The sequence below is a fragment of the Mesorhizobium sp. M0968 genome (assembly GCF_040319065.1).
Classification (GTDB): Bacteria; Pseudomonadota; Alphaproteobacteria; order Rhizobiales; family Rhizobiaceae; genus Mesorhizobium.
In genome coordinates, this window is sequence record NZ_JAMYNL010000001.1 from 433827 (window position 1) to 459546 (window position 25720).

General features: G+C 63.8%; 18 protein-coding genes. 10 read left to right on the plus strand and 8 right to left on the minus strand.

What is annotated here, in order from left to right:
- Positions 1-92 precede the first annotated feature (92 nt).
- On the plus strand, positions 93-1142 hold the full coding sequence (locus NKH67_RS02270) for an aldo/keto reductase (RefSeq protein ID WP_352471289.1): 1050 nt from the start codon (positions 93-95) through the stop codon (positions 1140-1142).
- Between the two features lie 60 nt (positions 1143-1202).
- Here NKH67_RS02270 and NKH67_RS02275 read toward each other — a convergent pair whose 3' ends face one another.
- Positions 1203-2111, minus strand: a complete 909-nt coding sequence (locus NKH67_RS02275; RefSeq protein WP_352500794.1) for a LysR family transcriptional regulator — start codon at positions 2109-2111, stop codon at positions 1203-1205.
- Positions 2112-2248: 137 nt separating this feature from the next.
- Between NKH67_RS02275 and NKH67_RS02280 the strand changes: the two genes are divergently transcribed.
- Both NKH67_RS02280 and NKH67_RS02285 read left to right on the plus strand, forming a co-directional pair.
- Positions 2249-3430, plus strand: coding sequence for an MFS transporter (locus NKH67_RS02280; protein ID WP_352471291.1), 1182 nt, complete (start codon positions 2249-2251; stop codon positions 3428-3430).
- 55 nt (positions 3431-3485) lie between these two features.
- Complete coding sequence (locus NKH67_RS02285; RefSeq protein WP_352471292.1) at positions 3486-4520, plus strand: aldo/keto reductase; 1035 nt, start codon at positions 3486-3488, stop codon at positions 4518-4520.
- Positions 4521-4565: 45 nt separating this feature from the next.
- On the opposite strand, the gene NKH67_RS02290 is transcribed toward NKH67_RS02285, so the two are convergent.
- Positions 4566-4838, minus strand: a complete 273-nt coding sequence (locus tag NKH67_RS02290; RefSeq protein ID WP_023678111.1) for an usg protein — start codon at positions 4836-4838, stop codon at positions 4566-4568.
- A 306-nt stretch (positions 4839-5144) separates the two neighbouring features.
- Between NKH67_RS02290 and acs the strand changes: the two genes are divergently transcribed.
- Positions 5145-7100 carry an acetate--CoA ligase gene (acs, locus tag NKH67_RS02295; RefSeq protein WP_352471293.1) on the plus strand — a complete coding sequence of 652 codons (1956 nt, stop codon included), beginning with the start codon at positions 5145-5147 and terminating at the stop codon, positions 7098-7100.
- Complete coding sequence (locus NKH67_RS02300; RefSeq protein WP_352471294.1) at positions 7100-7843, plus strand: MOSC domain-containing protein; 744 nt, start codon at positions 7100-7102, stop codon at positions 7841-7843. Before acs ends, NKH67_RS02300 begins: the two co-directional genes overlap by 1 nt.
- On the opposite strand, the gene NKH67_RS02305 is transcribed toward NKH67_RS02300, so the two are convergent.
- From NKH67_RS02305 to NKH67_RS02315, 3 genes are all read right to left on the minus strand, one after another.
- Positions 7844-9112, minus strand: a complete 1269-nt coding sequence (locus NKH67_RS02305; protein WP_352471295.1) for a class I SAM-dependent methyltransferase — start codon at positions 9110-9112, stop codon at positions 7844-7846.
- 386 nt (positions 9113-9498) lie between these two features.
- Positions 9499-10860 carry a pilus assembly protein TadG-related protein gene (locus NKH67_RS02310; protein WP_352471296.1) on the minus strand — a complete coding sequence of 454 codons (1362 nt, stop codon included), beginning with the start codon at positions 10858-10860 and terminating at the stop codon, positions 9499-9501.
- Positions 10861-11189: 329 nt separating this feature from the next.
- On the minus strand, positions 11190-12059 hold the full coding sequence (locus tag NKH67_RS02315) for a transglutaminase-like domain-containing protein (protein WP_352471297.1): 870 nt from the start codon (positions 12057-12059) through the stop codon (positions 11190-11192).
- Between the two features lie 178 nt (positions 12060-12237).
- Here NKH67_RS02315 and NKH67_RS02320 point away from each other — a divergent pair, with 178 nt between their 5' ends.
- Positions 12238-12909 carry an HAD-IA family hydrolase gene (locus tag NKH67_RS02320; protein ID WP_352471299.1) on the plus strand — a complete coding sequence of 224 codons (672 nt, stop codon included), beginning with the start codon at positions 12238-12240 and terminating at the stop codon, positions 12907-12909.
- 17 nt (positions 12910-12926) lie between these two features.
- Here NKH67_RS02320 and NKH67_RS02325 read toward each other — a convergent pair whose 3' ends face one another.
- Positions 12927-13139 carry a DUF1674 domain-containing protein gene (locus NKH67_RS02325; protein ID WP_023678118.1) on the minus strand — a complete coding sequence of 71 codons (213 nt, stop codon included), beginning with the start codon at positions 13137-13139 and terminating at the stop codon, positions 12927-12929.
- Positions 13140-13255: 116 nt separating this feature from the next.
- Between NKH67_RS02325 and htpX the strand changes: the two genes are divergently transcribed.
- The 4 genes from htpX (at position 13256) to purH (ending at position 19247) form a co-directional block, all read left to right on the plus strand.
- On the plus strand, positions 13256-14272 hold the full coding sequence (htpX, locus tag NKH67_RS02330) for a zinc metalloprotease HtpX (RefSeq protein ID WP_352500795.1): 1017 nt from the start codon (positions 13256-13258) through the stop codon (positions 14270-14272).
- Positions 14263-15651, plus strand: coding sequence for an RsmB/NOP family class I SAM-dependent RNA methyltransferase (locus tag NKH67_RS02335; protein WP_353030230.1), 1389 nt, complete (start codon positions 14263-14265; stop codon positions 15649-15651). Before htpX ends, NKH67_RS02335 begins: the two co-directional genes overlap by 10 nt.
- 146 nt (positions 15652-15797) lie before the next feature.
- On the plus strand, positions 15798-17546 hold the full coding sequence (locus tag NKH67_RS02340; protein ID WP_352474667.1) for a heparinase II/III family protein: 1749 nt from the start codon (positions 15798-15800) through the stop codon (positions 17544-17546).
- Positions 17547-17630: 84 nt separating this feature from the next.
- Positions 17631-19247 carry a bifunctional phosphoribosylaminoimidazolecarboxamide formyltransferase/IMP cyclohydrolase gene (gene purH / locus NKH67_RS02345; protein WP_023678122.1) on the plus strand — a complete coding sequence of 539 codons (1617 nt, stop codon included), beginning with the start codon at positions 17631-17633 and terminating at the stop codon, positions 19245-19247.
- Between the two features lie 37 nt (positions 19248-19284).
- Here the strand turns inward: purH and NKH67_RS02350 are convergent, their stop codons facing one another.
- Both NKH67_RS02350 and NKH67_RS02355 read right to left on the minus strand, forming a co-directional pair.
- Positions 19285-20661 (minus strand): MFS transporter, encoded by a 1377-nt coding sequence (locus NKH67_RS02350; RefSeq protein ID WP_352474669.1) that lies wholly within the window; start codon positions 20659-20661, stop codon positions 19285-19287.
- A 189-nt stretch (positions 20662-20850) separates the two neighbouring features.
- Positions 20851-25671, minus strand: a complete 4821-nt coding sequence (locus NKH67_RS02355) for an NAD-glutamate dehydrogenase (RefSeq protein WP_353030232.1) — start codon at positions 25669-25671, stop codon at positions 20851-20853.
- Positions 25672-25720 lie beyond the last annotated feature (49 nt).

Below are 25720 nucleotides of genomic sequence, written 5' to 3' on the forward strand. Positions count from 1 at the left end.
GCCACAGGCTGACATTGACTAAGCCAGCGTATAGAAACGGAACGTTTCGTTCCTATATGGGTCGAGTTATTCTCAACCCGTCTGGAGCCACCATGCGTTACAATCAACTTGGAAATACGGGGATGTTCGTCTCCGAACTTTGCCTCGGCACGATGACGTTCGGCGCGGCCGGCGAGAATGCCCAATGGGGCCTGATCGCCAGCCTCGACCAGAAGGGCGTCGACGAGATCGTTGCCCGCTCCCTCGCCGCCGGCGTCAATTTCTTCGACACGGCGGATGTCTATTCCTTCGGCGCCTCGGAACGGCTTCTCGGCCAGTCGCTCAGGAACCTTGGCGTCAACCGTCAGGACGTGATCATCGCCACCAAGGTTCATGGCGCCATGGGCGGCGGCCCGAACCAGCGCGGTTCCTCGCGCGGCCACATCATGGATTCGGTCGAGAGCAGCCTCGAGCGGCTACAGCTCGATCACATCGATCTCTACCAGCTGCACGGCACCGACACGGTGACGCCGATCGACGAAACGCTGCGGGCGCTCGACGACCTGGTTGCCGCCGGCAAGGTCCGCTATGTCGGCGTCTCGAACTGGCAGGCCTGGCGCATCGCCAAGGCGCTGGGTATTGCGGAGCGCAAAGGCTTTGCCCGCTTCGAGACCGTGCAGTCGTATTATTCGATCGCCGGCCGCGATCTCGAGCGCGAAATCGTGCCGCTGCTCAACGAGGAGAAACTCGGGCTGATGGTCTGGTCGCCGATGGCTGGCGGCCTGCTCTCCGGCAAATACGGACCGGGCGCCCCCGGCAATGGCGAGGGCCGTCGCGCCAGCTTCAATTTCCCGCCGGTCAATGAGGACCGTGCCTGGGCAGCGGTCGCTGTCATGCGCGAGATCGCCGTCAAGCACGGCGTCAGCGTCGCCACGGTGGCGCTCGGCTATGTCCTGGCCAAGCCATTCGTGATGAGCGTCATCATCGGCGCCAGCCGCATGGAGCAGCTGGAACAGAACCTTGCAGCCACCGAGTTGCAGCTCGATGCCGATGATCTTGTTCGCCTCGACGAAGTCAGTGCCCTGCCCGCCGAATACCCGGGCTGGATGCTGGAGCGTCAGGCGGCCGGCCGGCGGCCGGCGCCCTTTGTGCCGAAAAAGTAGTTCAATTTACCTTCGATTTGATGCTTCGGGAGCCGGCAGGCTCCCTATCTTTTTTTGGGCTCAAGTCAGCCGAACAGTCTCGACCAAAAAGTCCAAAAACGCCCGCACCCGCGCCGGCAGATACTTGCCTTGGCCGACATAGACGGCGTGGGTGAGTTCCTCGTCGCCGGGATTGAAATCTTCCAGCAGCGGCAGAAGCCGGCCGGCGGCAATGTCGGCCTCCACATGCCAGCGTGCCAGCCGGGCGATGCCCGCCCCCGAGAGCGCCATCAGCCGCATCGCCTCGCCGTCGCTGACCAGCGTATTTCCGATGATCGACAGGGTGATCGGTTTGCCGGCCGCGTCGATAAAAGGCCAGCCCTCGAGGTGACGAACGAAACGGAATCCCATCCGGTTGTGACGATCGAGGTCGGCGGGCGTCTTGGGCGTGCCACGCGCTTCGAGATACGATGGCGCCGCAACGACGACCACCCGGCTCTGCCCGAGCTTGCGCGCCACCAGCCGTGATTCGCCGAGCGGCCCGGCGCGGATGGCGACGTCAGCGCGCTCCTCCATCAGGTCGATGACATCGTCGGTCAACACCAGATCGACCGAGATTTCGGGGTAGCGCTCTAGGAAACGCGGCAAAAGCGGGATCAGCCGATGCTGCCCGAAAGGCACGTAGCTGTTGATCCGCAGCCGGCCACGCGGCGCGGCACCCGCCGCTGCCTCGCGCTCGGCCGCCGCCATGTCGGCAAGGACGCGCACGCCGCTGTCGAAGAACGCCGCCCCCTCCGGCGTCAGTTGCAGCTTGCGCGTCGAACGGCTGACCAGCCGCGCACCAAGCCGCGCCTCCAGCCGCGCGATCAGCTTGCTCACCGCCGACGGCGTCATCCGCAACGCGCGGGCAGCGGCTGAAAAGCTGCCCGCCTCGACGACGCGGACGAACACTTCGATCTCGCCGGAGCGATTGATGTCGGGCCTGGCCATTGGTGAATCTATTTCACAGACGATGTGCCCGATGCAAGGCTGGTTCACAGCACATCGCGGCACGATCTTCCGGATCGGGGCGTGGGAGGACACGGCGCCCGTCGTCAAAACTGGTCGTCATCGAAGTGGGAACCGCCATGCCCCTTGCTCTTTACGCTCTTGCCGCCGGTGCCTTTGGCATCGGCGTCACCGAATTCGTCATCATGGGCCTGCTGCTCGACGTCAGCACCGATCTCGGCGTCTCGATCTCAGCTTCCGGCCAGCTGATTTCTGGCTATGCGCTGGGCGTCGTCATCGGCGCGCCGCTGCTGACGATCGCGACCGGCCGTTGGCCGCGCAAGACCGTGCTTCTGGCGCTGATGGCGATCTTCACGCTGGGCAACCTCGCTTGTGCGCTTGCCCCAGACTACTGGACGCTGATGGGTGCGCGCGTACTGACCGCCTTCGCCCACGGTACCTTCTTCGGCGTCGGCTCGGTCGTGGCGACCGGACTGGTGGCGCCCAACAAGAAAGCCTCGGCGATCGCCCTGATGTTCACCGGCCTGACCATCGCCAACATCCTCGGCGTGCCCTTCGGCACATGGCTCGGCCAAGCCTTCGGCTGGCGCGCGACCTTCTGGGCGGTGACCCTGGTCGGCATCGCCGCCTTTACCATCATTCTGCTGCTGGTGCCGCGCAGCCGAACAGAGCCTGAGAAGAGCAATTTGCGCGCCGATCTCGCCTTGCTCGGCCGCGCGCCGGTCCTGCTTGGCTTTGCCACCACCGTGCTTGGCTATGCCGGCGTCTTCGCCGTCTTCACCTACATCGCCCCGTTGCTGACCGAGATCACCGGTTTTGACGAGACAGCGGTGTCGCCGATCCTGCTGGTCTTCGGCGGCGGCCTCATCGCCGGCAACCTCGCCGGCGGCAAGTTCGCCGATCGCTGGCTGGTACCGTCCGTTCTCGGCAGTCTCGTCGTGCTGGCGCTGGTGCTCGGCACCATGACCTTCGCCCTGCACAGCCAGGTCATGGCCGTTATCTATGTCGGCCTGCTCGGCGCCGCCGCCTTCGCCACCGTCGCGCCGCTACAGTTATGGGTGTTGCAGAAGGCGCAAGGCGCCGGCCAGAGCCTAGCTTCATCCTTCAACATCGCCGCCTTCAACCTCGGCAATGCGGCCGGCGCCTGGCTCGGCGGCGTGGTCATCGCCCATGGTCCCGGCCTCGGTGCCGTCACCTGGGTCGCGGCGCTGTTGCCACTTTCAGCGCTTGCCGTAGCGGCGTTTGCGCTGCGTCTCGACCGAGATCCTGTCCTCGCTACACCGGAAATCGCGCGGTCATAGAACGCAAACCTCAGCCAATCTTTGAAACAGCCATCCTTCCACAAGGAGCAAACCCATGGATTATCGAAATCTTGGCGCATCAGGCCTGAAGGTCCCAATGCTCTCGTTCGGCGCTGGAACCTTCGGCGGTTCAGGCCCGCTGTTCGGTGCCTGGGGCAACAGCGATGCGGCGGAAGCACGGCGGCTGGTCGACATCTGCCTTGAGGCCGGCGTCAACCTGTTCGACACCGCCGATGTCTATTCGAATGGCGCTTCCGAACAAGTGCTCGGCGCTGCCATCAAGGGCCGCCGCGACGCCGTGCTGATCTCGACCAAGACCTCGCTGCCGATGGGCGACGGTCCCAACGATGCCGGCTCGTCACGTTCACGCCTGATCAAGGCCGTCGAAGACGCGCTGAAGCGTCTTGGCACCGATTACATCGACCTGCTGCAACTGCACGCCTTCGACGCCGCAACACCGATCGAGGAGGTGCTGTCGACGCTGGACAGTCTCGTGCGCGCCGGCAAGCTGCGTTATGTCGGCGTCTCCAATTTTTCCGGCTGGCAAGTGATGAAGTCGCTCGGCCTGGCGGATAGACATGGCTATCCCCGATACGTCGCCCATCAGGTCTATTACTCGCTGGTCGGACGCGATTATGAATGGGAGTTGATGCCGCTCGGCCTCGACCAGGGCGTCGGTGCGCTGGTGTGGAGCCCACTCGGCTGGGGCCGCCTGACCGGCAAGATCCGCCGTGGCCAGAAGCTGCCTGAGAAAAGCCGGCTGCACGACACGGCAAGCTTCGGACCGCCCGTCGAGGATGAGCATCTCTATCGGGTCGTCGACGCGCTTGATGTTGTCGCCGAGGAAACCGGCAAGACCATACCGCAGATCGCCATCAATTGGCTGCTGCAGCGGCCGACCGTCGCCTCCGTCATCATTGGCGCGCGCAACGAGGAGCAGTTGCGCCAGAATCTCGGCGCCGTCGGCTGGTCCTTGACAGCCGAGCAGATGAAGAAGCTCGACACGGCAAGTGAGGTCACCGCACCCTATCCGTATTTTCCCTATCGCCGGCAGGAGGGTTTTGCCCGGCTGAACCCGCCCGCAGTCTGACGCTCCAAAAGCTGGGCGGCGGCTCCCAGACTGCCGCCCGCCCGGCTAATGCAGAACGAACTCGCCGTCGACCTTGCGCCATTCGTTCGGCGCGATCAGCTTCTGGTGCGTGTAGCTGACCGAATGCAGCGGGCCTTCGAGCTTGGCCTTCCAGAACTCGATGAAGCGGATCAGCACGGGAAATTTCGGGGCGATGTCGTAATCCTGCCAGATGAAGCTCTGCAGCAGATGCGGATGATCTGGGAAGTGATAAAGAATCTTGGCCGTGGTCAAGCCATAGCCCTTGAGCATCAGGTCCATTTCTGAATGGTCGCGCATTGCCGGTCCCCTGGTTGATTCTCCTTCCTCCCAGCCTGAAATTGTGCACCCCATTTGCTTATTCGTCTATTGATATTTCTGCGATCAAACCAGATTCCTCCCGCAAAAACATGCGCTTAGCAGCCGCCTCACGAGAGTGCTGACACCGCCCGGCAAGGCACCTGCGGCATCCCGCCGCGCGAATCCAACGTCTAATGTTGCCGTCACCGCCGAACTGTTAATAATGCGCGCGAATTCGCGGCCGCATCGCCGCGATCCTGCCGGCGGTCAAGCCGGCGGTTTGGTTTTGGGGAGGAAGGCGAAGAAATGTCCGATGTTCATGTCCATCGCGTCCAGCCGGCGTGGAAGAAGAACGCGCTGATTGACAATGACACCTACCTGAAATGGTACGCCGACAGCGTCAAGAACCCGGACAAGTTCTGGGGCAAGCACGGCAAGCGCATCGACTGGTTCAAGCCCTACAGCAAGGTCAAGAACACGTCCTTCGACGGCAAGGTTTCGATCAAATGGTTCGAGGATGGCCAGACAAACGTTTCGTGGAACTGCATCGACCGGCATCTGAAGAAGCGCGGCGAACAGACCGCAATCATCTGGGAAGGCGACAATCCCTACGACGACAGGAAGATCACCTATAACGAACTTCACGCACGTGTCTGCCGCCTCGCCAATGTGATGAAGAAGCACGGCGTCAAGAAGGGCGACCGCGTCACCATCTACATGCCGATGATCCCGGAGGCCGCTTATGCGATGCTCGCCTGCACGCGCATCGGCGCCATTCATTCGGTTGTCTTCGGCGGCTTTTCGCCGGATGCGCTGGCCGGACGCATCGACGACTGCAAGTCGACCTTCGTCATCACCGCCGACGAAGGCCTGCGCGGCGGCAAGACTATCCCGCTGAAGGAGAACACCGACAAGGCGATCGAGATCGCCGCCAAGGCCGGAACGAAAGTCGAAAAGGTCTTGGTCGTGCGCCGCACCGGCGGCAAGACCGGCTGGGCCGCCGGGCGCGACGTCTGGTACCATGACGAGGTCGCCACGGTTAAGGCCGAATGCAAGCCCGAGAAGATGAACGCCGAGGACCCGCTGTTCATCCTCTACACATCCGGCTCGACCGGCAAGCCGAAGGGCGTGCTGCACACCACCGCCGGCTATCTCGTCTATGTCTCGATGACCCACCAATATGTCTTCGACTATCATGACGGCGATATCTACTGGTGCACCGCCGATGTCGGCTGGGTCACCGGCCACAGCTATATCGTCTACGGGCCGCTCGCCAACGGCGCCACCACGCTGATGTTTGAAGGCGTGCCGAACTACCCGTCGCAGTCGCGTTTCTGGGACGTGATCGACAAGCACAAGGTCAACATCTTCTACACGGCGCCGACGGCGCTGCGCGCGCTGATGGGCGCCGGCGATGCCCATGTCACCAAAACGTCGCGCAAGTCGCTGCGCGTGCTCGGCACCGTCGGCGAGCCGATCAATCCGGAAGCCTGGGAGTGGTATTTCAACGTCGTCGGCAACGGCAAGGTGCCGATCGTCGACACCTGGTGGCAGACCGAGACCGGCGGCATCATGATCACGCCGGTTCCGGGCGCCACCCACCTCAAGGCGGGTTCGGCGACGCGGCCCTTCTTTGGCGTCAAGCCGCAGCTGGTCGACGCCGACGGCAAGGTACTGGAAGGCGAAGCCAGCGGCAACCTTTGCATTGCCGACTCATGGCCGGGCCAGATGCGCACCGTCTATGGCGATCACGACCGCTTCGTGCAGACCTATTTCTCGACCTACAAGGGCAGGTACTTCACCGGCGACGGCTGCCGCCGCGATGCTGACGGCTACTACTGGATCACCGGCCGCGTCGATGACGTCATCAACGTCTCCGGCCACCGCATGGGCACCGCCGAGGTCGAATCGGCGCTGGTTTCGCATGAGAAGGTCTCGGAGGCCGCCGTCGTCGGCTACCCGCACGATATCAAGGGCCAGGGCATCTACTGCTATGTCACGCTGATGGCCGGCGAGACGCCAAGCGAGGAATTGCGCCAGGAGCTCGTCGCCCATGTCCGCAAGGAGATCGGCGCCATCGCTTCGCCCGACAAGATCCAGTTCGCGCCCGGCCTGCCGAAGACCCGTTCCGGCAAGATCATGCGGCGCATCCTGCGCAAGATCGCCGAGGATGATTTTGCCGCGCTCGGCGACACCTCGACGCTCGCCGACCCGGCAGTCGTCGACGACCTGATCGCCAACCGGCAAAACAAGAAGGGCTGATGCAACCCGCATTGGGCGCCGTCACCGAGCTTTGGCGCTATCCCGCGAGCTCGCTCGCCGGCGAGTTTCAGGAGGCGATCTCCGTCGACTGGTATACCGTCGAAGGCGACCGCCTGTTTGGTCTTGTCGATACCTCGACCGATGAAATCGCGCGGCCCGACCGCGAAGCGAAATGGCACAAGGTGCCCCGCATCCGCACCTGGCTGTCGCAGGCCGGCAGGCTGGAGGTCGCCATCCCCGACGGACGCTGGCTTTCGGCACCTGGCGCGCAAAGTGATCGCGCGGTTTCCGCGTATCTCGGCTTTGCGGCTTCCATCCGGCCGTTCCGCCGGGAAAATGCGGCGCCGGATTACCTCGGCCCCCTGCTGACGGAACGCTACGTCAAAACCCCTATTCATCTGCTGACCACCGCCTCACTGGCGCGTTTGAAAGTGCTGCATCCAGAGGGCACCGCCGACGCGCGCCGCTTCCGCCCCAACATCGTCGTCGATATGCCAGAGGTCGAGGGGTCGTTTCCCGAGACGGAATGGATCGGGTGCAAGCTGGCAATCGGCGACCTGCTCCTGACCATCTCCGAGCCGTGCCGCCGCTGCGGCTTCACCATCATTGGCCAGAACGGGTTCGACCACGACCCGGCAATCCTGCGCAGCCTGGTCCGCCACAACGCCCATAACCTCGGCGTCTACTGCACCGTCGACCGACCGGCCCGCGTCGAGATCGGCGCCACGATGCGCCTCCTGTAGCTATCGATACAAATCCGCCCGCGTCGGCGGCAGGCCGCTCGGGCCGCGCGCGCGCCTAGTGACAACGGTCTGGAAGATCTGCGCCGAGGCGCGTTCGAAGGTGATCGAGCAACCGGTCAGATAAAGCAGCCAGAGCCGCGCCTTGGCTTCGCCGACCTCGGCGATGGCTTCGTCGAAGCGTGCGTGGAGACGCTCTGCCCATAGCCTGCAGGTGCGCGCATAGTGCTCGCGCAAGTTTTCGACGTCGTAGACGAGGAAGCCGTGCGCCTCGAGATTGCCGAGCGTCATGCCGATCGTATCGAGTTCGCCGCCCGGAAAAATGTATTTGATCAGCGCCTTGAATTCCGGCCCCTTGCGCAGCGTCTTCTTCAAGCTGCCCTTGTCGCGCCGGGTGATGGCGTGGTGCAGATAGATGCCGCCGGGCTTGAGCAGGCGATGGATCCTCGAGAAATAGGCCGCATGGTTGGCAAGCCCCAGATGCTCGAACATGCCGATCGAGGAGATCTTGTCGAAGGAGCCGGACAGCTCGGCATAGGACTTGATCTCGATGGTGATGCGGTCCTCCAGCCCGGCGGCGCGGATGCGTTCACGGGCGAGTTCGGTCTGTGCTTCCGATAGCGAAACGCCGTGGCCGACGACGCCATAATTCTTCACCGCGTGAATGAGCATCGCTCCCCAGCCGCAGCCGATGTCGAGCAATCTGTCGCCGGGCTTCAGGCGAAGCTTGCGGCAGATATGGTCGAGCTTGTCTCTCTGGGCCTGATCGATATCGTTGGCGAAATCCTTGAAGTAGCCGCAGCTATAGACCATGCGCTCGTCGAGGAAGAGCCGGTAGAATGCGTTGGAAATGTCGTAATGGTGCTGGATCGCCTCCTTGCTCGAACCGCTGACGAAAGGATTGCGGCCGGAAAGATCGGTTCGCGTCGTCATCTGTTTTCGCGAAAACAGCACTGCCGGCAGGTCGCGCAGGATCGCCAGCTTCGGCAATGTCTTGAGCTTCGTCCTGAGCTTGCCGTGCGTGGGCAAGGCGTAGAAATCGAACAGCGATCCGTCTTCGACGTCGACCGCCTTGGCAATCCACATCTCGATCAGCGTCGATAAAGAGGGCCGACGTACGATCTGCCAGACGATGTCCTGGTCGTTGATAGTGAGCACCGGGCCGGTAGCCGGGCCGATCCGCTCGCCTGTCCACAGCCTCACCGCGAAACCCGGCTTCAGCGTCTCGATGACCGTCCGAACAATCCGGGCCGCTCTCTCGGCTGCCTCCATCCCCGTCCTCCCTTACCCGGCAAATAACGGCCCGGAACAATCGCGGCTCGATCTTGCCTGCCCGATCGGCCGGCCGCAAGCCGCCCGAGTGCACAAGCACGCTTGTTCAGGATTTTCGAGTGCCGCGCCTTGCCATTTGCCGGATGACACCCCATCATGAGGAAGTGTTCAACAAATCGAAAGGAGGTGATCCGATGTCGAGTGATTTCGTTTTCCAGAACGTGGCCTCAGCGGATCGCACTTTCGGGAAGCAGTCTTCCCGCTAAGGCGCGAGATGCGCGGCTGGCGACCAGGGTCGCCGCCAGGAGCCGCGCCATGGACGGAAACACGGAAGGCCGCCGGCTTCGCGAGAAACGGCGGCCTTTTCTTTTTTGGGCTGTTGTCCCCTATTTGGTTACGGTTAACATCTCGACGTTGCGCGCTATATCCTGGAAAGCCTGGTTGAGTTCCGTTCCATTGGCCGCCTGATAAAAGTGCTTGATCTTGGCGGTGTCCGGGCTCGCGCAATCCTGGAGCGTCGCCTTGGCATTCGTTTCGTTTAGGTCAAACCCAATGGTGAAGACCTCGATGCCCTTGTCGCGCATGGCAGCGCAAAGTTTCTTGGCGGCCGTGCGGGTCGGCTCCTTGCCGGCGTCATTGTAGACGTCGCTCACCGTGCTCGCATCGAAGTAGGACAGGTTGAATTCGCCGTCGGTCATCAGGATCGCGATCTTGGCGACCTTCTTTGGATCCATCTTGGCCGGCCGCTGCGAAGTCCTCATGATGCCCCCCCAGTTCTCCGAGAGCATGTACCAGGTCCACTGCACGCCGATATGGCCAGCGGTGCCGCCGGAGGCGACGAAATTCTTGATGACCGTCTTGAGCGCCGTCGCATCCGCTGTCAGCGGCATCAGCGCGGCGCTCGGGCAGGCGGCGGTGCCGGTTTGCCACGCGAAGGACGACAGCAGGTAGTCGCGGTTGACCATGCTGGCGTCGGGGCCTGCGTCCGAATATTGATAGATCCCCTTGCGCTCGGTGGCGCAATTATCGGGACGGATAAAGCCCGAGACATACTGCACGGCGTCATTGGCCGGCGCCTGTTTGCGTTGACTGGCGGTGGTTTCCACATAGACGCTGCTGACGGCAAGCGCGCCGGCATTCACCGAATTCGCGTAGGGCACGATGGAGACGCGCACTCGCGGGTTGGCAGGGACCTGGCCGCCCAGGAAACTGTCGACGGCATTCGCCGCGGCCGCCCGTAGATCGATGATTTTCTGGCCGGCCATCGAACCGGTCACGTCCAGCATCATAGCGACTTCGATCTGCTTGTCCGAATAGAGCGCCATCGTCGATGCGGGGACGCGTTGCATGCCAACCGTGCTGAAAAGCGGGAAATAGTAGTTGACGTTGACATGGACGTCCGCCTGAACGGTCCTGGCGGTCTGGTCGACGGTCAGTTTGTCGAGAACGATCTGATTGTCCTGGAGGATACCCGCCGTGCTGTTGGCATCGAGAAAGGCCTGCACCGATTTGCTGGCTTCGGCCTCGCTGATGACGCCGGTCGTCAGGTCGCGGGCCGTCGAGGTGACCGCTGCATCGACCACGCCTTGCAGGCTCGATTTTACATTGTAGAGTTGGGACACGTTGACCGCAAAGCCGACACTCAGTGCCAGCACTGAGCCGATTATCCCAAACAGGACCGCGAAATTTCCGCTGCGATCCCCGGCAAAGCCGCCGATCGTCTGACCAAGACCCCCGAAACGCCGCATTCCTTCCGCCTCCATTCGCTACAGCCTGCAGCTGTCCGAACGCGCATTGCAGGAATCCGGCCGGATCGCGCCGCAAGGCCCGGGAAAGCGACCGGCCCGCGATCAGGTCATTGTTTCCAAACGGTTTCGAGCGGCGGCAGGGTAAACAGCGGGTAAACGAAAGCTGCGCCGGCACGGCTTTGTCGACAAAGCGCTTACCACGAACAGGCTCGCAATTCAGGACGACTGGACTGCGTCCCAATCCGGTACAGACGAGATGTATCGAACCGGTTCAGCACGATCGCGGTGGCGGGAAATGGAAACGCGGACTGTGAATGTGTCCCGAAAGACTAGGCCAGCATCCGTGCGCTGACCGTCTTGTCGACGCCACGATAAGGCGGCTTGAACAGATTACCTTCCTGCTCGTGCGTCCAGACCTTGAACAGGGTGAGCCGATGCGGGCCAAAACTGTGCAGCAGCGGCACGTCGGTGGCGTCGCGGCCGCGGGCGATGACGACGCGGCCGATCCTCGGCACATTGTGGCGAGGATCGAAAGTGTACCACCTGCCGTCGAGGAACACTTCCACCCACGCCGAGAAATCCATCGGCGCCGGATCGGCGGGCACGCCGATATCGCCGAGATAGCCGTTCACGTAGCGGGCCGGGATGTTCATGCAGCGGCAGAGCGTGATCGCCAGATGGGCAAAGTCGCGGCAGACGCCGACGCGTTCCTCATGCGCCTGCGCCGCCGTGCGGGTCGAGCGCGCATAGCCGTAGCCGAAGGACAGGCGGTTGTGGACATAGTCGACGATGGCCTGCACCCGCGCCCAGCCCGGCGGAAGCTGGCCGAAAAGTTGCCAGGCCAGGTCGCCGAGATGGTCGGTCTCGCAGTAACGGCTGCCGAGCAGATAGCCGAGCACCTCGTCCGGCAATTCGGCAACCGGGACTTCCCCGGCCAGCGTGTTGACTTCGTCCATCTCGCCGCTGTCCTCGACCACCGCGTCATAAAGGATGCGAAAGCTTCCGGCCGGAGCCGTGAAGCGGCGGCAGCTATTGCCGAAAAGATCGTGGTAGACCCTGGTCGGAACCGACGGCGACGTCAGCACGCGCGTCTGCCGCTTGATGTCGGCCTGGCGATCCCGATGGATCTCGAGCAGCGAAACAATCGGCGTGGCTGCAGCGCATTCAATGGCAATTTCATAGCCGAGCCTCATCAGCATCGCCGTCCCCCTACGATCGTCATGGAAGATAGTGGTGGTCAACGCAGGAGAGTGTGCGGCGGTTCCTTGCAAACGTCGAAAACGACGCCTCGCGGCTTCCCATACGGACGCGGCAACGTTACGGTCGATCGACACGCGTCTTTCGAAATAATTCCTCCAAAATGACCCCGGGAAACCGATGTTCGCAGGCAGAAAATTCGCGGCCTTCCTGTTCGATATGGACGGCACGATTCTCAATTCGATCGCCGCGGCGGAAAGGGTCTGGGCAGCGTGGGCGCATCGGCAAGGTCTTGACGTCGCCGCATTCCTGCCGACCATCCACGGCGTGCGGGCGATCGAGACCATCGGCCGGCTGGCGCTCCCAGGCGTCGATCCTGCCCGCGAAGCCGAATCGCTTTTGCAGGCCGAGGCGGCCGATGTCGAGGGCATTCGCCCGATTACCGGCGCCGCGGCCTTCTTGGCGTCGCTGCCGCCTGGAAGCTGGGCGATCGCCACTTCGGCACCGCGCGAGCTCGCCCTGCTGCGCCTGCAGGCCGCGGGTATTCCGGCTCCCGCCGTGATTGTTGCGGCGGAGGATGTATCGCGCGGCAAGCCGGCGCCCGACTGCTTCCGGCTGGCGGCCGAACGGCTCGGCGTCGATGTGGGCGACTGCCTCGTCTTCGAGGACGCGCCGGCCGGCATAGCGGCGGCCGAAGCCGCGGGCGCTGCGGTCGTGGTGATCAGCGCCACGCACCGGCATCCGTTGGAGACGCCGCATGCCACCATCGCCGGCTATGACGCGATCGGCATCGCCGTCGATTCCAGCGGCTGGATTGCCATCGGAGTGGAGCGGGCCGCGCTGCCTGTTTGACTAGCACCCTGCCTGGGCTAAAAGTCGCTGGTCAGGCCCTTGACCTCCCAGTCGCCATAGCGGCCAGGCTCCTTGCCGCCGCGCCCGCCCATCTCCCTCGGCAGCGTGGCTTCCTGCTCGCGATATTTCTCCCGCCGGGCCTCGGCCTCGACCAAGGCGCGCCTGGCTGCCGGGGTCAGCGGCTTTTGCGGCGAGCCGTTAGCATGCGTTTGGCTGGTTTTGTCGATCATGCGATCTTCGGCTAGATTGAAACAGGCCCCGATTGAAACGGGAACCGCTGTTTCCCATCATATAGCGATGGGCCCACAAGGATCGACCCCTTTGTTGGGCCAGAACGGAGCAGACGATGAACACCCTTCGCACCGCCATGCTTTTGGCCGCAATGACGGCCCTGTTCATGGGTGTCGGCTATCTCATCGGCGGATCCGGCGGCATGATGATCGCGTTGCTGATCGCCGCCGGCACCAATTTGTTCAGCTATTGGAACGCCGACAAGATGGTGCTGTCGATGCACCGTGCGATCGAAGTCGACGAACGCAACGCGCCTGAATATTACGCCATCGTGAAGGGTCTCGCGCAACGTGCCGGCCTGCCGATGCCGAGAACCTATCTCATCGACAATCCGCAGCCCAATGCCTTCGCCACCGGCCGCAATCCGCAAAATGCCGCTGTCGCCGCCAGCACCGGCCTGCTCGAGCGGCTATCGCATGAAGACGTCGCGGCGGTGATGGCACACGAGCTCGCCCATGTGCAGCACCGCGATACGCTGACCATGACGATCGTCGCCACCTTTGCCGGCGCAATTTCGATGCTCGGCAATTTCGCCTTCTTTTTCGGCGGCAACCGCGACAATAACAATTCCTTTGGCATCGTCGGCGTGCTGGTGGCGATGATAGTCGCGCCCCTGGCCGCCATGATCGTGCAGATGGCGGTGAGCCGCACCCGCGAATATGAGGCCGACCGGCGCGGTGCCGAAATCTGTGGACACCCGCTGTGGCTCGCCTCGGCACTTGACAAGATCGCGCGGGGCGCCGAACGCATCCGCAACCCGGATGCCGAGCGCAATCCGGCAACCGCCCATCTCTTCATCATCAATCCTCTTTCCGGCGAGCGCATGGACAGTTTGTTTTCCACTCACCCGAGCACAGAAAACCGCATCGCCGCGTTGCAGAGGATGGCGAGCGAAATGGCCGGCGCACCCGAAGCGGCCGCGACGCCAAGGCCGGCGCCGGAAGGGGCCGGGCAGCAGCCGTCTGGTCCGTGGGACAGGGCCGCGCGGCCCGAGAGGCCGGCTGAGCCGGCCAAGCCGAGACCCAATCCCTGGGGACGCAATCCGACCGGCCCCAAAGGTCCGTGGTCGTGAGTTCAGCGAAGCGCCGGCACGGAATTTCAGGCGATCGTGAACACAATTCGAGCGGCGAGGCCGTTGCCGGCCTCGCCCCGCGCCAGGCACCCCCCCCCCAGCGTGCCGCGGTTATAGACGCGAGGACGCCGCTCGACGGGCTGACCGACCAAGAGAACGGCCATCCGCAGTACAAGGCGCTCGACCTGCGCGACCGCGCCTTGGTGCGCGCCATTCTGGTCACCGCCCTGCGCTACCGCATGACCATATCAGGCCTTTTGGCCCGTCGCCTGGAAAAGCCGCTGCCGCCCAACGCCACGGCGCTTTCGCACATTTTGCATGTGGCGGCAGCGCAGATCCTGTTCCTCGATGTTCCCGACAGCGCCGCCGTCGACCTCGCCGTGACACACGCCAAGTCCGATCCGCGCACGGCGCGCTTTTCCGGCCTCGTCAACGGCGTGCTGCGCACGCTGGCGCGGGCCAAGCAGGACGAGCTCGCCGCAGCACGTGCCGCTACCGACGAGGCGCCAAAATGGTTTTCCGACCGTTTGAAAACGGTCTACGGCCTCGACAAGGCCAGGCAGATACTGCTCGCCCATCGCCATGAGGCACCGGTCGATTTCTCGGTCAAGTCGGACCCGGCGCTGTGGGCCGAACGGCTCGGCGGCTTTGTCTTGCCGACCGGCACGTTGCGGGTGGAAAAGCTCAGCGCTTCCGTGACCGAACTGCCCGGCTTTGGGGAAGGCGCCTGGTGGGTTCAGGATGCAGCGGCCAGCCTGCCGGCCCGGCTGTTCGGCGACATCAATGGTTTGCGAATCGCCGACCTCTGTGCCGCGCCGGGCGGCAAGACCGCCCAGCTGATCCTCGCCGGCGCCCACGTCACCGCGCTCGACATGTCCAAAACGCGGCTGGCACGGCTGACGCAGAACCTCGAACGGCTCGGTCTGGCCGCCGAGATCGTCCAGGCCGATCTGCTCAAATACGAGCCGAAGGACCTCTTCGACGCCGTCCTCCTCGACCCACCATGCTCTTCGACCGGGACGGTGCGGCGGCATCCCGACGTTCCCTGGACGAAGACGGCGGCCGACGTCGAAAAACTGGCCGACCTGCAACGCCGGCTGCTTGCCCGCGCCGTCACCCTGGTCAAGCCTGGTGGACGCATCGTCTTTTCCAACTGTTCGCTCGATCCGCTGGAAGGCGAAGAGCTCTATCGCGACTTTCTCGCCGGCAATGCGGAGATTGTCGACGACCCGCTTCGGCCGGGCGAGATCGCCGGCATCGACCCGTTTCTGACGCCGCAAGGCACGTTGCGCACCACGCCTGCCGATCTGGAGCTAGGCTCGCCGGGCCGCTCCGGGCTGGACGGCTTCTTCGCCGCCCGCATGCGCAGAGCCGGCTAAGGGCCGATCTTGAAGTGCCGTCCGGCTTCATGGGGCGAGGAGGCATGGAAAACAGGCTGAACGGCCCCACCGCCGCGGAATTCGCCTTCGCACAAGTTCTTGAATCATATAAACTTGTGCTTGGGTGAGGACGATCAGGAGGGGTTTTGGCAATCGCTGCCGGTAACACGACGCGTCTGTGGACGCTTGTCGCGAGGGAGTTCTGGCGCAAGACGCGCCGGCGCTTGCGCGCCGGGCCACTCTATCGCTGGCGCTACTCAGGCCGCACGCCGGAGCGCGTCCTGATCGCCCCACCGGACCTGCGGCTCGCCGATCCTCAGATCGCGCTCGAGATCTATTACGGCCGCTATCCGCTTTCGGGGCATCTGGTCGAGACCGGCGGCAAATCGCCCTTCCAGATCGACGTGCCCAATCCCGGCTGGCAAAAAACGCTGCATGGCTTTCGCTGGCTGCGGCATATGCGTGCCGCCGGCACCGAGCTAGCCGCCGCCAACGCGCGGGCGTTGGTTTCCGACTGGATTGCAATCCATGGCAGCCATATTTCCGGCGTCGCCTGGGAGCCCGGCACGACGGCCAAGCGTGTCATTGCCTGGCTGCAGCATTCCTCGATCGTGTTGCAGGGCGCCGAATTTCCGTTCTACCGCGCGTTCTTGAAATCGCTCGCCGTCCAGATCCGCTATCTGCGCGCCATGGTGCGCGAGATGCCGGACGGCAAGGACCGGCTGCGCGCCCGCATTGCGCTGGCCTTTGCCGCTTTGTCGCTGCCGGCGCCGGCCTCGGCGCTACGCGGTGCTACCCGCAATCTCGCCGAGGAGCTCGACCGCCAGATCCTGCCTGACGGCGGCCATATCTCGCGCAATCCGATGGCCGTGCTTGAAATCCTCGCCGACCTTCTGCCGTTGCGCCAGACATACGCCAATCAGGCCGAGACACCGCCGGCCGCCCTGATCGGCGCCATCGACCGGATGCTGCCGGCATTGCGCTTCTTTCGCCATCAGGACGGCAGCCTTGCCCGCTTCAACGGCATGGGCGCCACCATTCACGATCGTATCGCCAGCATCCTGCATCACGACGACACCGCCGGCGCACCGTTGCTGCACGCGCCGCATTCGGGTTATGAGCGCCTGTCGATGGGCGGTGTCACTGTGATCGCCGATACCGGCCCGCCGCCCCCTGTCGACGTATCCAATGCCGCTCACGCCGGATGCCTCGCCTTCGAATTGTCGTCGGGCCGCCAGCACTATATCGTCAACGCCGGAATAGACACTTATGGCGCCGCCGAGTTCCGGCCGCTTGCCCGCGCCACCGCCGCCCACTCGACCGCCACCATCAACGACACGTCGTCGGCGCGCTTCAATCACTCCTTGCGCGTCAATGACCTGCTCGGCACGCCTTTGATCGGCGGGCCGCAGCATGTGCCTTGCAAGCGCACCGACCAGAAGGGCAGCCAGGGCTTCATCGCCCGCCATGACGGCTATGCAGCGCGCTTCGGCTTCCTGCATGAGCGCGAGCTGAAATTATCGACCGAAGGCAATGTGTTTGCCGGCAGGGACCGTTTTCTGCGCCCGGGCGGCGCTTCTATCCGCAACAATGGCCGTGACTTCGTCACGGTGCGTTTCCATGTCCATCCCGATATTAGCCTGCTCCAGGATGAGCATGACCGTCTGGTGCTGGCCGCCGACCATGCCGACACCTGGGTGTTTACCTCTACCGAAGTGGTGCCCGAGGTCGAGGAATCGATCTATTTCGCAGGGCTTGGCGGCCCGCGCCGCAGCCGCCAGATCGTGCTTGCGTTCAAGGCCTCGGAAACTTCGGAGGTCCACTGGCAATTGACGCGCACCATCATCGCCGGCCGTCCGGAAAAAGCTGAAGCCGGTGGCAACGGCAGACACTGATCAAGTCTTGCGGCTTGATTTCCGGGCCTCATATGCTACGGCCCGCGGACGCTCTCCAACCAGAACTGGAAAGGCCGCCAGCCCATGGCCGTCGCCGCCAAGAACATTCCCGCGCCCGACCTTGTACCCATCCGTCGCGCGCTCCTTTCCGTCTTTGATAAGACCGGCCTGATCGATTTCGCCAGGGCGCTGGCTTCGGCCGGCGTCGAGCTAGTCTCGACCGGCGGCACCGCAAGGGCGCTTGCCGAGGCAGGCATGGCGGTGCGCGACGTGTCCGAGCTCACCGGCTTTCCCGAGATCATGGACGGCCGCGTCAAGACGCTGCACCCGTCGGTGCATGGCGCACTGCTTGGCGTGCGCGACGATCCCGAGCACGCCGCAGCGATGCGCGACCACGGCATCGAGCCGATCGATCTCGTCGTCTCCAATCTCTATCCGTTCGAAGAGGTGCGTCGCTCCGGCGCCGACTACGCGGCGATCGTCGAGAACATCGACATCGGCGGCCCGGCGATGATCCGTGCCTCGGCCAAGAACCACGCCTATGTCGGCATCGTCACCGATCCCGATGACTATGCCTCGGTGCTCAACGCGCTGGAGATGAATTTCGGCTCGTTGTCGCTGGATTTCCGCAAGAAGCTGGCAGCCAAGGCCTTTGCCCGCACCGCCACCTACGATGCGGCGATCTCGGGATGGTTCGCCGAGGCGCTTGAGATCGAGCATCCGACATGGCGCGCCTTCGGCGGCAAGCTGCAGTCGGTGATGCGCTATGGCGAAAACCCGCATCAGGGCGCCGGCTTCTATGTCAACGGCGACAGGCGGCCGGGCGTTGCCACGGCGCGCCAGCTTCAGGGCAAGCAGCTTTCCTACAACAACATCAACGACACCGACGCTGCCTTCGAGCTGGTCGGCGAGTTCGACCCGTCGCGCTCCGCAGCAATTGCCATCATCAAGCACGCCAACCCGTGCGGCGTCGCTGAGGACGCTTCGCTGCAGGCGGCCTATGCCAAGGCGCTGGCCTGCGATCCGGTCTCGGCCTTCGGCGGCATCGTCGCCATGAACCGCATCCTCGATGCCGGAACCGCCGAAGAGATCGTCAAGACCTTTACCGAAGTGATCATCGCACCGGAGGCGTCCGAAGAAGCAGTCCGCATCATTGCCGCCAAGAAGAACCTACGCCTGCTGGTCACCGGCGGCCTGCCCGACCCGCGCGCGGCGGGCCTTGGCTTGAAATCGGTTGCTGGCGGTTTGCTGGTCCAGGGCCGCGACAACGCGGTGGTGGATGACCTCGAGCTGAAAGTGGTGACCAGACGCGCTCCGACGCCGGCCGAATTGGCCGATCTGAAATTCGCTTTTCGCGTGGCAAAGCACGTCAAGTCGAACGCCATCGTCTATGCCAGGGATGGCGCTACAGTCGGCATCGGCGCTGGCCAGATGAGCCGGGTCGATTCCTCGCGCATCGCGGCGCGCAAGGCGCTCGACGCGGCCGAGGCTGCCGGCCTGACGGAGCCTTTGACCAGGGGCTCGGTCGTCGCCTCGGATGCCTTTTTCCCGTTCGCGGATGGGCTTTTGTCGGCAATCGAAGCCGGCGCCACAGCCGTCATCCAGCCCGGCGGCTCGATGCGCGACGACGATGTCATCGCCGCCGCCGACGCTCACGGCATTGCCATGGTCTTCACCGGAGTGAGGCATTTCCGGCATTGAACGCGTTACCCCCGCTGTGGGAGAAGGCAAGAGCAGCTCACTCCGCCGGCCGATCCGCCGGATAGGGCGTGCCGATCAGGATCGCCATGCCGGCGCCAAGGAACAGCACGATCGCCGCCATGCCGAGCCGCGCCGAGCCGCTGGCCAGGGTGATCGTGGCCACCATGAAGGGTGCGGCAAAACTGGTTGCCCGGCCGGCCAGCGCATAGATGCCGAAATAGCGGCCCGATTCGGCAGCGGAGACGCTGCGCGCCATGTAGGAGCGCGACGATGCCTGCACCGGCCCGAAAGCAAGCCCGATCAGCAGGCCGTAGAAAATGTAGGCTTTTTCCGCCGCCGTGCCGAACAATCCGCCGCCGTCCAGTCCGGGCATCACCCAGGCGCCGAACAGCGTATAGCCCGGGCCGGTCGAGACGATGCCGAGCGTAGCGATGCTTAGCATGACCAGCGAAATCATCACTATGGTCTTGGAACCCAGTGCTGTGTCGAGGCGTGCGGCAACCAGGCAGCCGACGATGGCAACGACGTTGAGGATGATGCCGAATAGGCCGATCTCGGTAATCGACCAATGGAACATTGCTGCCGCAAACGTTCCGCCCAGCGCCAGCAGTGCATTGACGCCGTCCTGATAGATCATGCGGGCGACGAGAAAGCGAAAAATGCCGCTGCGCTTGCGCACTTCGGCCAGCGTCGACTTCAGTTCCGACAGGCCTTCGCGCACCGCCGGCCCGATTGGAATGCCTTTGATCGCATCAGGCGTGAAGAAGAACATCGGCAGGATGAACAGGAAATACCAGGCCGCCGACAACGGTCCGGTGGCGCGCGCGTCCTCGCCGAGCCTGGGGTCGAGGCCGAAGATCGGGTCGAGCCCAACGACGGTCTTGCCGGTTTCAGGCGAGCCGGCCATGACGGTAACGACGAAGATCAGTGCGATCATGCCGCCGAGATAGCCGAGTCCCCAGGCCATGTTCGAGATCCTGCCGATGTCGCTCTTCGGCACCAGGCGGGGCATCATCGAATCGTTGAACACAGTCGAGAATTCCGCCGCGACCGACGCCAGCGAGAACAACGCCACGACCAGAAAAAGATTAGAGCCGGGCGCGGCGAACCACAGCAGGGTGAGGCAGGTGATTTTAACCGCGGCGAAGAAGGCTATCCACGGTTTGCGTGGTCCAGTCTGATCGGCGATCGAGCCGAGGACCGGCGACAAAACGGCAATGACGACGCCGGCGGCGGCAATGCCGTAGCCCCAGGCCGCTTGCCCGGTCTCTGGATTGCTGGCCATGCGCGAGACGAAATAAGGACCGAAGATGAAGGTGGTAACGACCGTGAAAAACGGCTGTGCCGCCCAGTCGAACAGCATCCATCCCCAGATGCCGCGTCCCGATGCCCGCTGCACTGCCATCTCAGCCATGTCCCCTCCGCTGGAGCTTGCTCCATGCCGATCGAATCGGAATGATGCTCCGTCTTGTTGTTGAGCACGATCTTGTCCAAAAGCCGATCGTCACTTTTTGGGATCATGCTCCGGCGCCCCCCAACGCAGGGCGCCGTTCGCTCAATAGCGCAGTTCTTCCCGGCAATCCCGCGCGATGTGGAAGACGTCTCACAGCCCTGTCAGATCGCTCATCAGGCCGGACGCCACCGACAGCCGCGACACGGTGATGTCGCCGCCCTCGGTCAGAGCCTGCAGCCGCTCGCGGATGCGTCCGACCCGTTCGCCGCCCGCCTCCAACCATGCTGTCACCGGATCCGCCGCCTCGGCATGACTGGTGAGTGCCGCCACCGCGATGCCGCGCCTGGCCGCGCCGATTGTGTCGGTGGCGCGCGAAAGCGCCAGTTGATCGTAATAATCCGAGGGCGTGATCGACCGCGCCGCATCTTCGACGCGCGGTATGCGGAAGACATCGCTGACTGCAAAAAACGCCTTGGCGGCAGCGACGATGCCGGCAGTTGCCGTCCGCGCCGTCAGCGCAATGTCGGGGATGAGTTCCGCCACATCGGTCAACGCCAGTTGCTCGGCCAGGCTCTCGGGCGCGCCGCCCTTCGACAGACTGTGCCGCCGCTCCTCGATCCGCTCGCGCGAGAAGGCCGGCAACAGCGCAACGAGCTTCGGCTCCAGCGCCTTGCGCGCATCCTGCAACTCGGTGATCCGCTGCCCGAGCGGTGCGGTGCCGGCATCGTTCTTCAGGTGCCAGCCGCTGGTCACATAGATCAGCCGGCTGACCGCCTGATAGAGGTCGAGCTGGATCTGTCCGTCGATCCGGTTGTCGAGCGCGTCGATCTGGCGATAGAGCGCCGGCAGCGCAAAGCCATCCCGCACCACGGCGAAGGTGCGCACGACATCGGCGGCACTGCGCCCGGTCGCTTCCTGCAGCCTGTTGACGAAGGACGGGCCGCCGCGATTGACCAGGTCATTGGCGACGGCACGGGCGATGATCTCGCGGCGCAGGCGATGGCCGTGGATTTCCGCCGCATATTTCTTTGCCATGCGGTCGGGAAAGTAACCCATCAGGTCGCGGTCGAAATGCGGATCGTCCGGCACGTCGCTGGCGACGATATCGGAAAACAGCACGATCTTGGCATAGGCAAGCAGCACGCCGAGCTCGGCCCGGGTGAGCGGCTCGCCGCGCGCATCGCGCTCGGCAAGAGCCGCCGGCGACGGCAGCGTCTCGACGGCACGGTCGAGCAGCCCGCGCGCCTCGAGCGCCTCCATGAAGCGGCTCTGATGGGCAATGTCGGCAAGGCCGCGCTTGCGAGCAAGGGACAGCGCCAGCGTCTGCTGGTAATTGTTGGACAGCACCAGGGCGCTGACCTCGTCGGTCATCTCGGCCAGCAATTTGTTGCGCGACGGCCGCGTCAGCGAACCCTTCCGCATGGCGGAAGCCAGCGCGATCTTGATGTTGACCTCGACGTCTGAGCAGTTCACGCCGCCCGAATTGTCGATCGCATCTGAGTTGCAGCGGCCGCCATTCAATCCGAATTCGATGCGCGCCCGCTGTGTGACGCCGAGATTGGCGCCTTCACCGATGACCTTGGCACGCAGGTCGAGCGCGGCGATGCGGATCGCGTCATTGGCACGGTCGCCGACGTCCTGGTTGGTCTCGCCCGATGCCCTGACATAGGTGCCGATGCCGCCGAACCACAAAAGATCTGCCGGCGCCTTGAGGATGGCACTCATGATCTCGACCGGCGTGGCCGTTATCTTGCCGAGGCCGATAGCTGCAGCCGCGGCGGCCGGCAAGGTGATCGACTTCTGGCTGCGCGAGACGATGATGCCGCCTTCGGACAGCTTCGTCTTGTCGTAATCCTGCCAGCTTGAGCGAGCGAGAGCGAACATACGCCGGCGCTCGGCCATCGAAGCGGCCATGTCGGGATCGGGATCGATGAAGATGTCGCGATGATCGAAGGCGGCGATCAGCCGGGTCTGCTCCGACAGCAGCATGCCGTTGCCGAACACGTCGCCCGACATGTCGCCAACGCCGACGACGGTGAACGGCGTGGTTTGGATGTCGCGGTTCATCTCGCGGAAATGCCGCTTGACCGCTTCCCAGGCGCCCTTGGCGGTGATGCCCATCTTCTTGTGGTCGTAGCCGGCCGAACCGCCGCTGGCGAAAGCGTCGTCGAGCCAGAAGCCGTGCCTTTCGCTGATGGCGTTGGCGATGTCCGAGAAGGTCGCCGTGCCCTTGTCCGCGGCGACGACGAAATACGGATCACCCTGGTCGCGCCGCACGACGCCGGCTGGCGGGATGACGCCGTCCAGCCCGATATTGTCGGTGATCGACAACAGGCTGGAAACGTAATTCTTGTAGGCGGCCGTGCCGGCCTCGAAAATTGCGTCGCGCCCGGCGCTCATCGGCAGCTTTTTCGGGTAGAAGCCGCCCTTGGCGCCAACCGGCACGATCACCGCATTCTTGACCTGCTGTGCCTTGACCAGGCCGAGCACCTCGGTGCGATAGTCCTGCGCACGGTCCGACCAGCGCAGGCCGCCGCGCGCGACCGGGCCGAAGCGCAGATGCACACCCTCGACCTCGGAGCCGTAGACGAAGATCTCCCGCCATGGCCGCGGCGCCGGCAGCCCGTCGACCGATTGCGAATCGAGCTTGATCGCCAGCGATTGGCCTTTCTGTTTCGTATCGGCAACGAAATGATTGGTGCGCAGCGAGGCTTCGATCAGGTTCAGATAACGGCGGATGATGGTGTCGTCGTCAATGTTGGGAACGTCTTCCAGCGCATCCGTGATCTTGGCTTTCAGATGTTTGGCCTGAACGACGCCTTCCGTCTCGGCCGTCGCGCCGAGGCGGGCGACAAACAGCGCATGCAGGTCGCGGGCGATCTCGGGATAACGGTTGAGCGCGGCGGCGATGAAATCCTGGCTCTGCGGGATGCCGGCCTGCTGCAGATAGCGGCCATAGGCGCGCAGGACGGTGATCTCGCCCGACCACAGGCCGGCGGTCTGGGCAAGGCCGTTATAGCCGTCATTGTCGACATCACCGCGCCAGACGGAAAGGAACGCATCCTCGAACAGCGCGCCGCCATTGCCGAGGTCGATCGGCCTGCCGTAGCTGTTCTCGAGTTCCATGTCGTGGATGAAGACCATGCCGGGCTGATCACTATTGATCATGCCGGATTGATTGTCGCCGACCTCGAAAGTGCGCTCGCTGATGACGCGGAAACCGATGTTTTCCAGCACGGGCACGCGCCGCGACAGCGCTACCGGGCTTCCATGGTGATAGATCTTCAGCGCCGCCTGATGCGGCTTCTGGTCGGCGTGACGGTAATAGTCGATGGCGATCGGATTTGACGCATCGAGCTTGGCGATGCGCCCGGCATCGGCCAGCGCCACGCCCGGCCGAAAACTGTCGCGATAGCTTTCCGAAAAACGCGAGGCGATGGCCGTGAGTCTCGCATCGGCGCCGGTCTCGGTCGCGGTCTCGCGCAGGGCATCGTCCCAGGTCCGTACGATGTCGCGGATCGCCGCCTCGATCGTTGCCTGCTCGACCTTCGGCGTCTTGCCGCCGGAGCGGCCGATGATGAAATGGACGCGCGCCAGCCCGCCTTCCGGGAAGGCCGGGTAATAGGCGGACAGCCGGCCTTCGAAGACGGTCTTCAGATAGGTGCCGATCTTCTCGCGCACGACGCTGTCGTAGCGGTCGCGCGGCACGAAGACGAGCACGGAGACGAAGCGGTCGAACTGGTCGACACGCACCAATGCCCTGACGCGCGGCCGCTCGATCAAGCCCAGTATGGCTTCGGCATGCTTGCGCAGGATCGGCACCGGAACCTGGAACAGCTCGTCGCGCGGATAGCTCTCCAGCACGTTGATCAATGCCTTGCCGGAATGGTCGCTTGGATTGAAGCCGGATTTGGCGATGACGGTTTCCGCCTTCGAGCGCAGATAGGGGATTTTCATCACCGAGCGCGTATAGGCAGTCGAGGTGAACAGGCCGACGATACGGAGCTCGCCCGAAAGCACGCCTTTGCCGGTGTAGGTCTTGACGCCGATGTAGTCGAGGTAGATGCGGCGGTGCACCGACGACTTGGCGTTGGCCTTGGTGACGATCAGCGGTTCCGGCCCATGCAGGAAGGCACGGATTTCCGGCGTCGTGCTTACCGCTTCGGTGCCGCGCCTGAGCACCAGCACGTCGGGATCGGAAAGGATGCCGAGGCCGGGCTTTTCGGCGCGCTCGAGCATGCCGCTCGTCTCGCCGCCGGTGTAGTTGAATTCGCGCATGCCGAGAAAGGTGAAATTATCGTCGCGCAGCCATTCGAGGAAGGCGATCGCCTCGGTGACATGGGCCTTGTCGAGCGGCACTGGGGAGTAGCGGAATTCCGAGATCGCCTGGTCGAGGCGGGCAAGCATCGGCTTCCAGTCGGTGACGGCGGCTCGCACCTGGCCGAGCAGCTTCGTCAGGCGTGCGGCCAGGCCTTCGGCCTGCTCGGCCGAAAGGCGGCCGATATGGACATGGATGACGCTCAGTCGGTCATGGCTGTGGTCGCCCTTGGCATAACCGCCATCGCCGAGGATTTCCTCGACGCCGTTCTTGCCGTGCCTGACGACTATGACTGGATGGGTAACCAGCAGCGGCTCGCCGGCGCTTTCTGTAATCTCGCCGAGGACGGAATCGAACAGGAACGGCATGTTGTCGTTGACGACAGTGATCACCGTCATCGGCCGGCCCTGGCGGACGACACCGGAATCGACGTCTATGGCAACGACGCAGTCGTCCTTCTTGTGCCTGGCCACTGCGCGGCCAGCGAGTTCGGCAGCGCGTTCGAGATCGATGACGTCGTAGGCGGCGACATCTTCGGCCGGAGCTCGGGCCAGCAGGTAGTCGGCAAGCCTGCCGGGCTTTTCACCACCCGCGGCTTCACCCCTCGTCAGGCCGGCTTTTTTCAACCGGCTCGCTGACTTTACGCTGGCCATGAGTCCCTCCCGTCACATGTTTTTGCGGCTATGCTAACAGATGACGGGT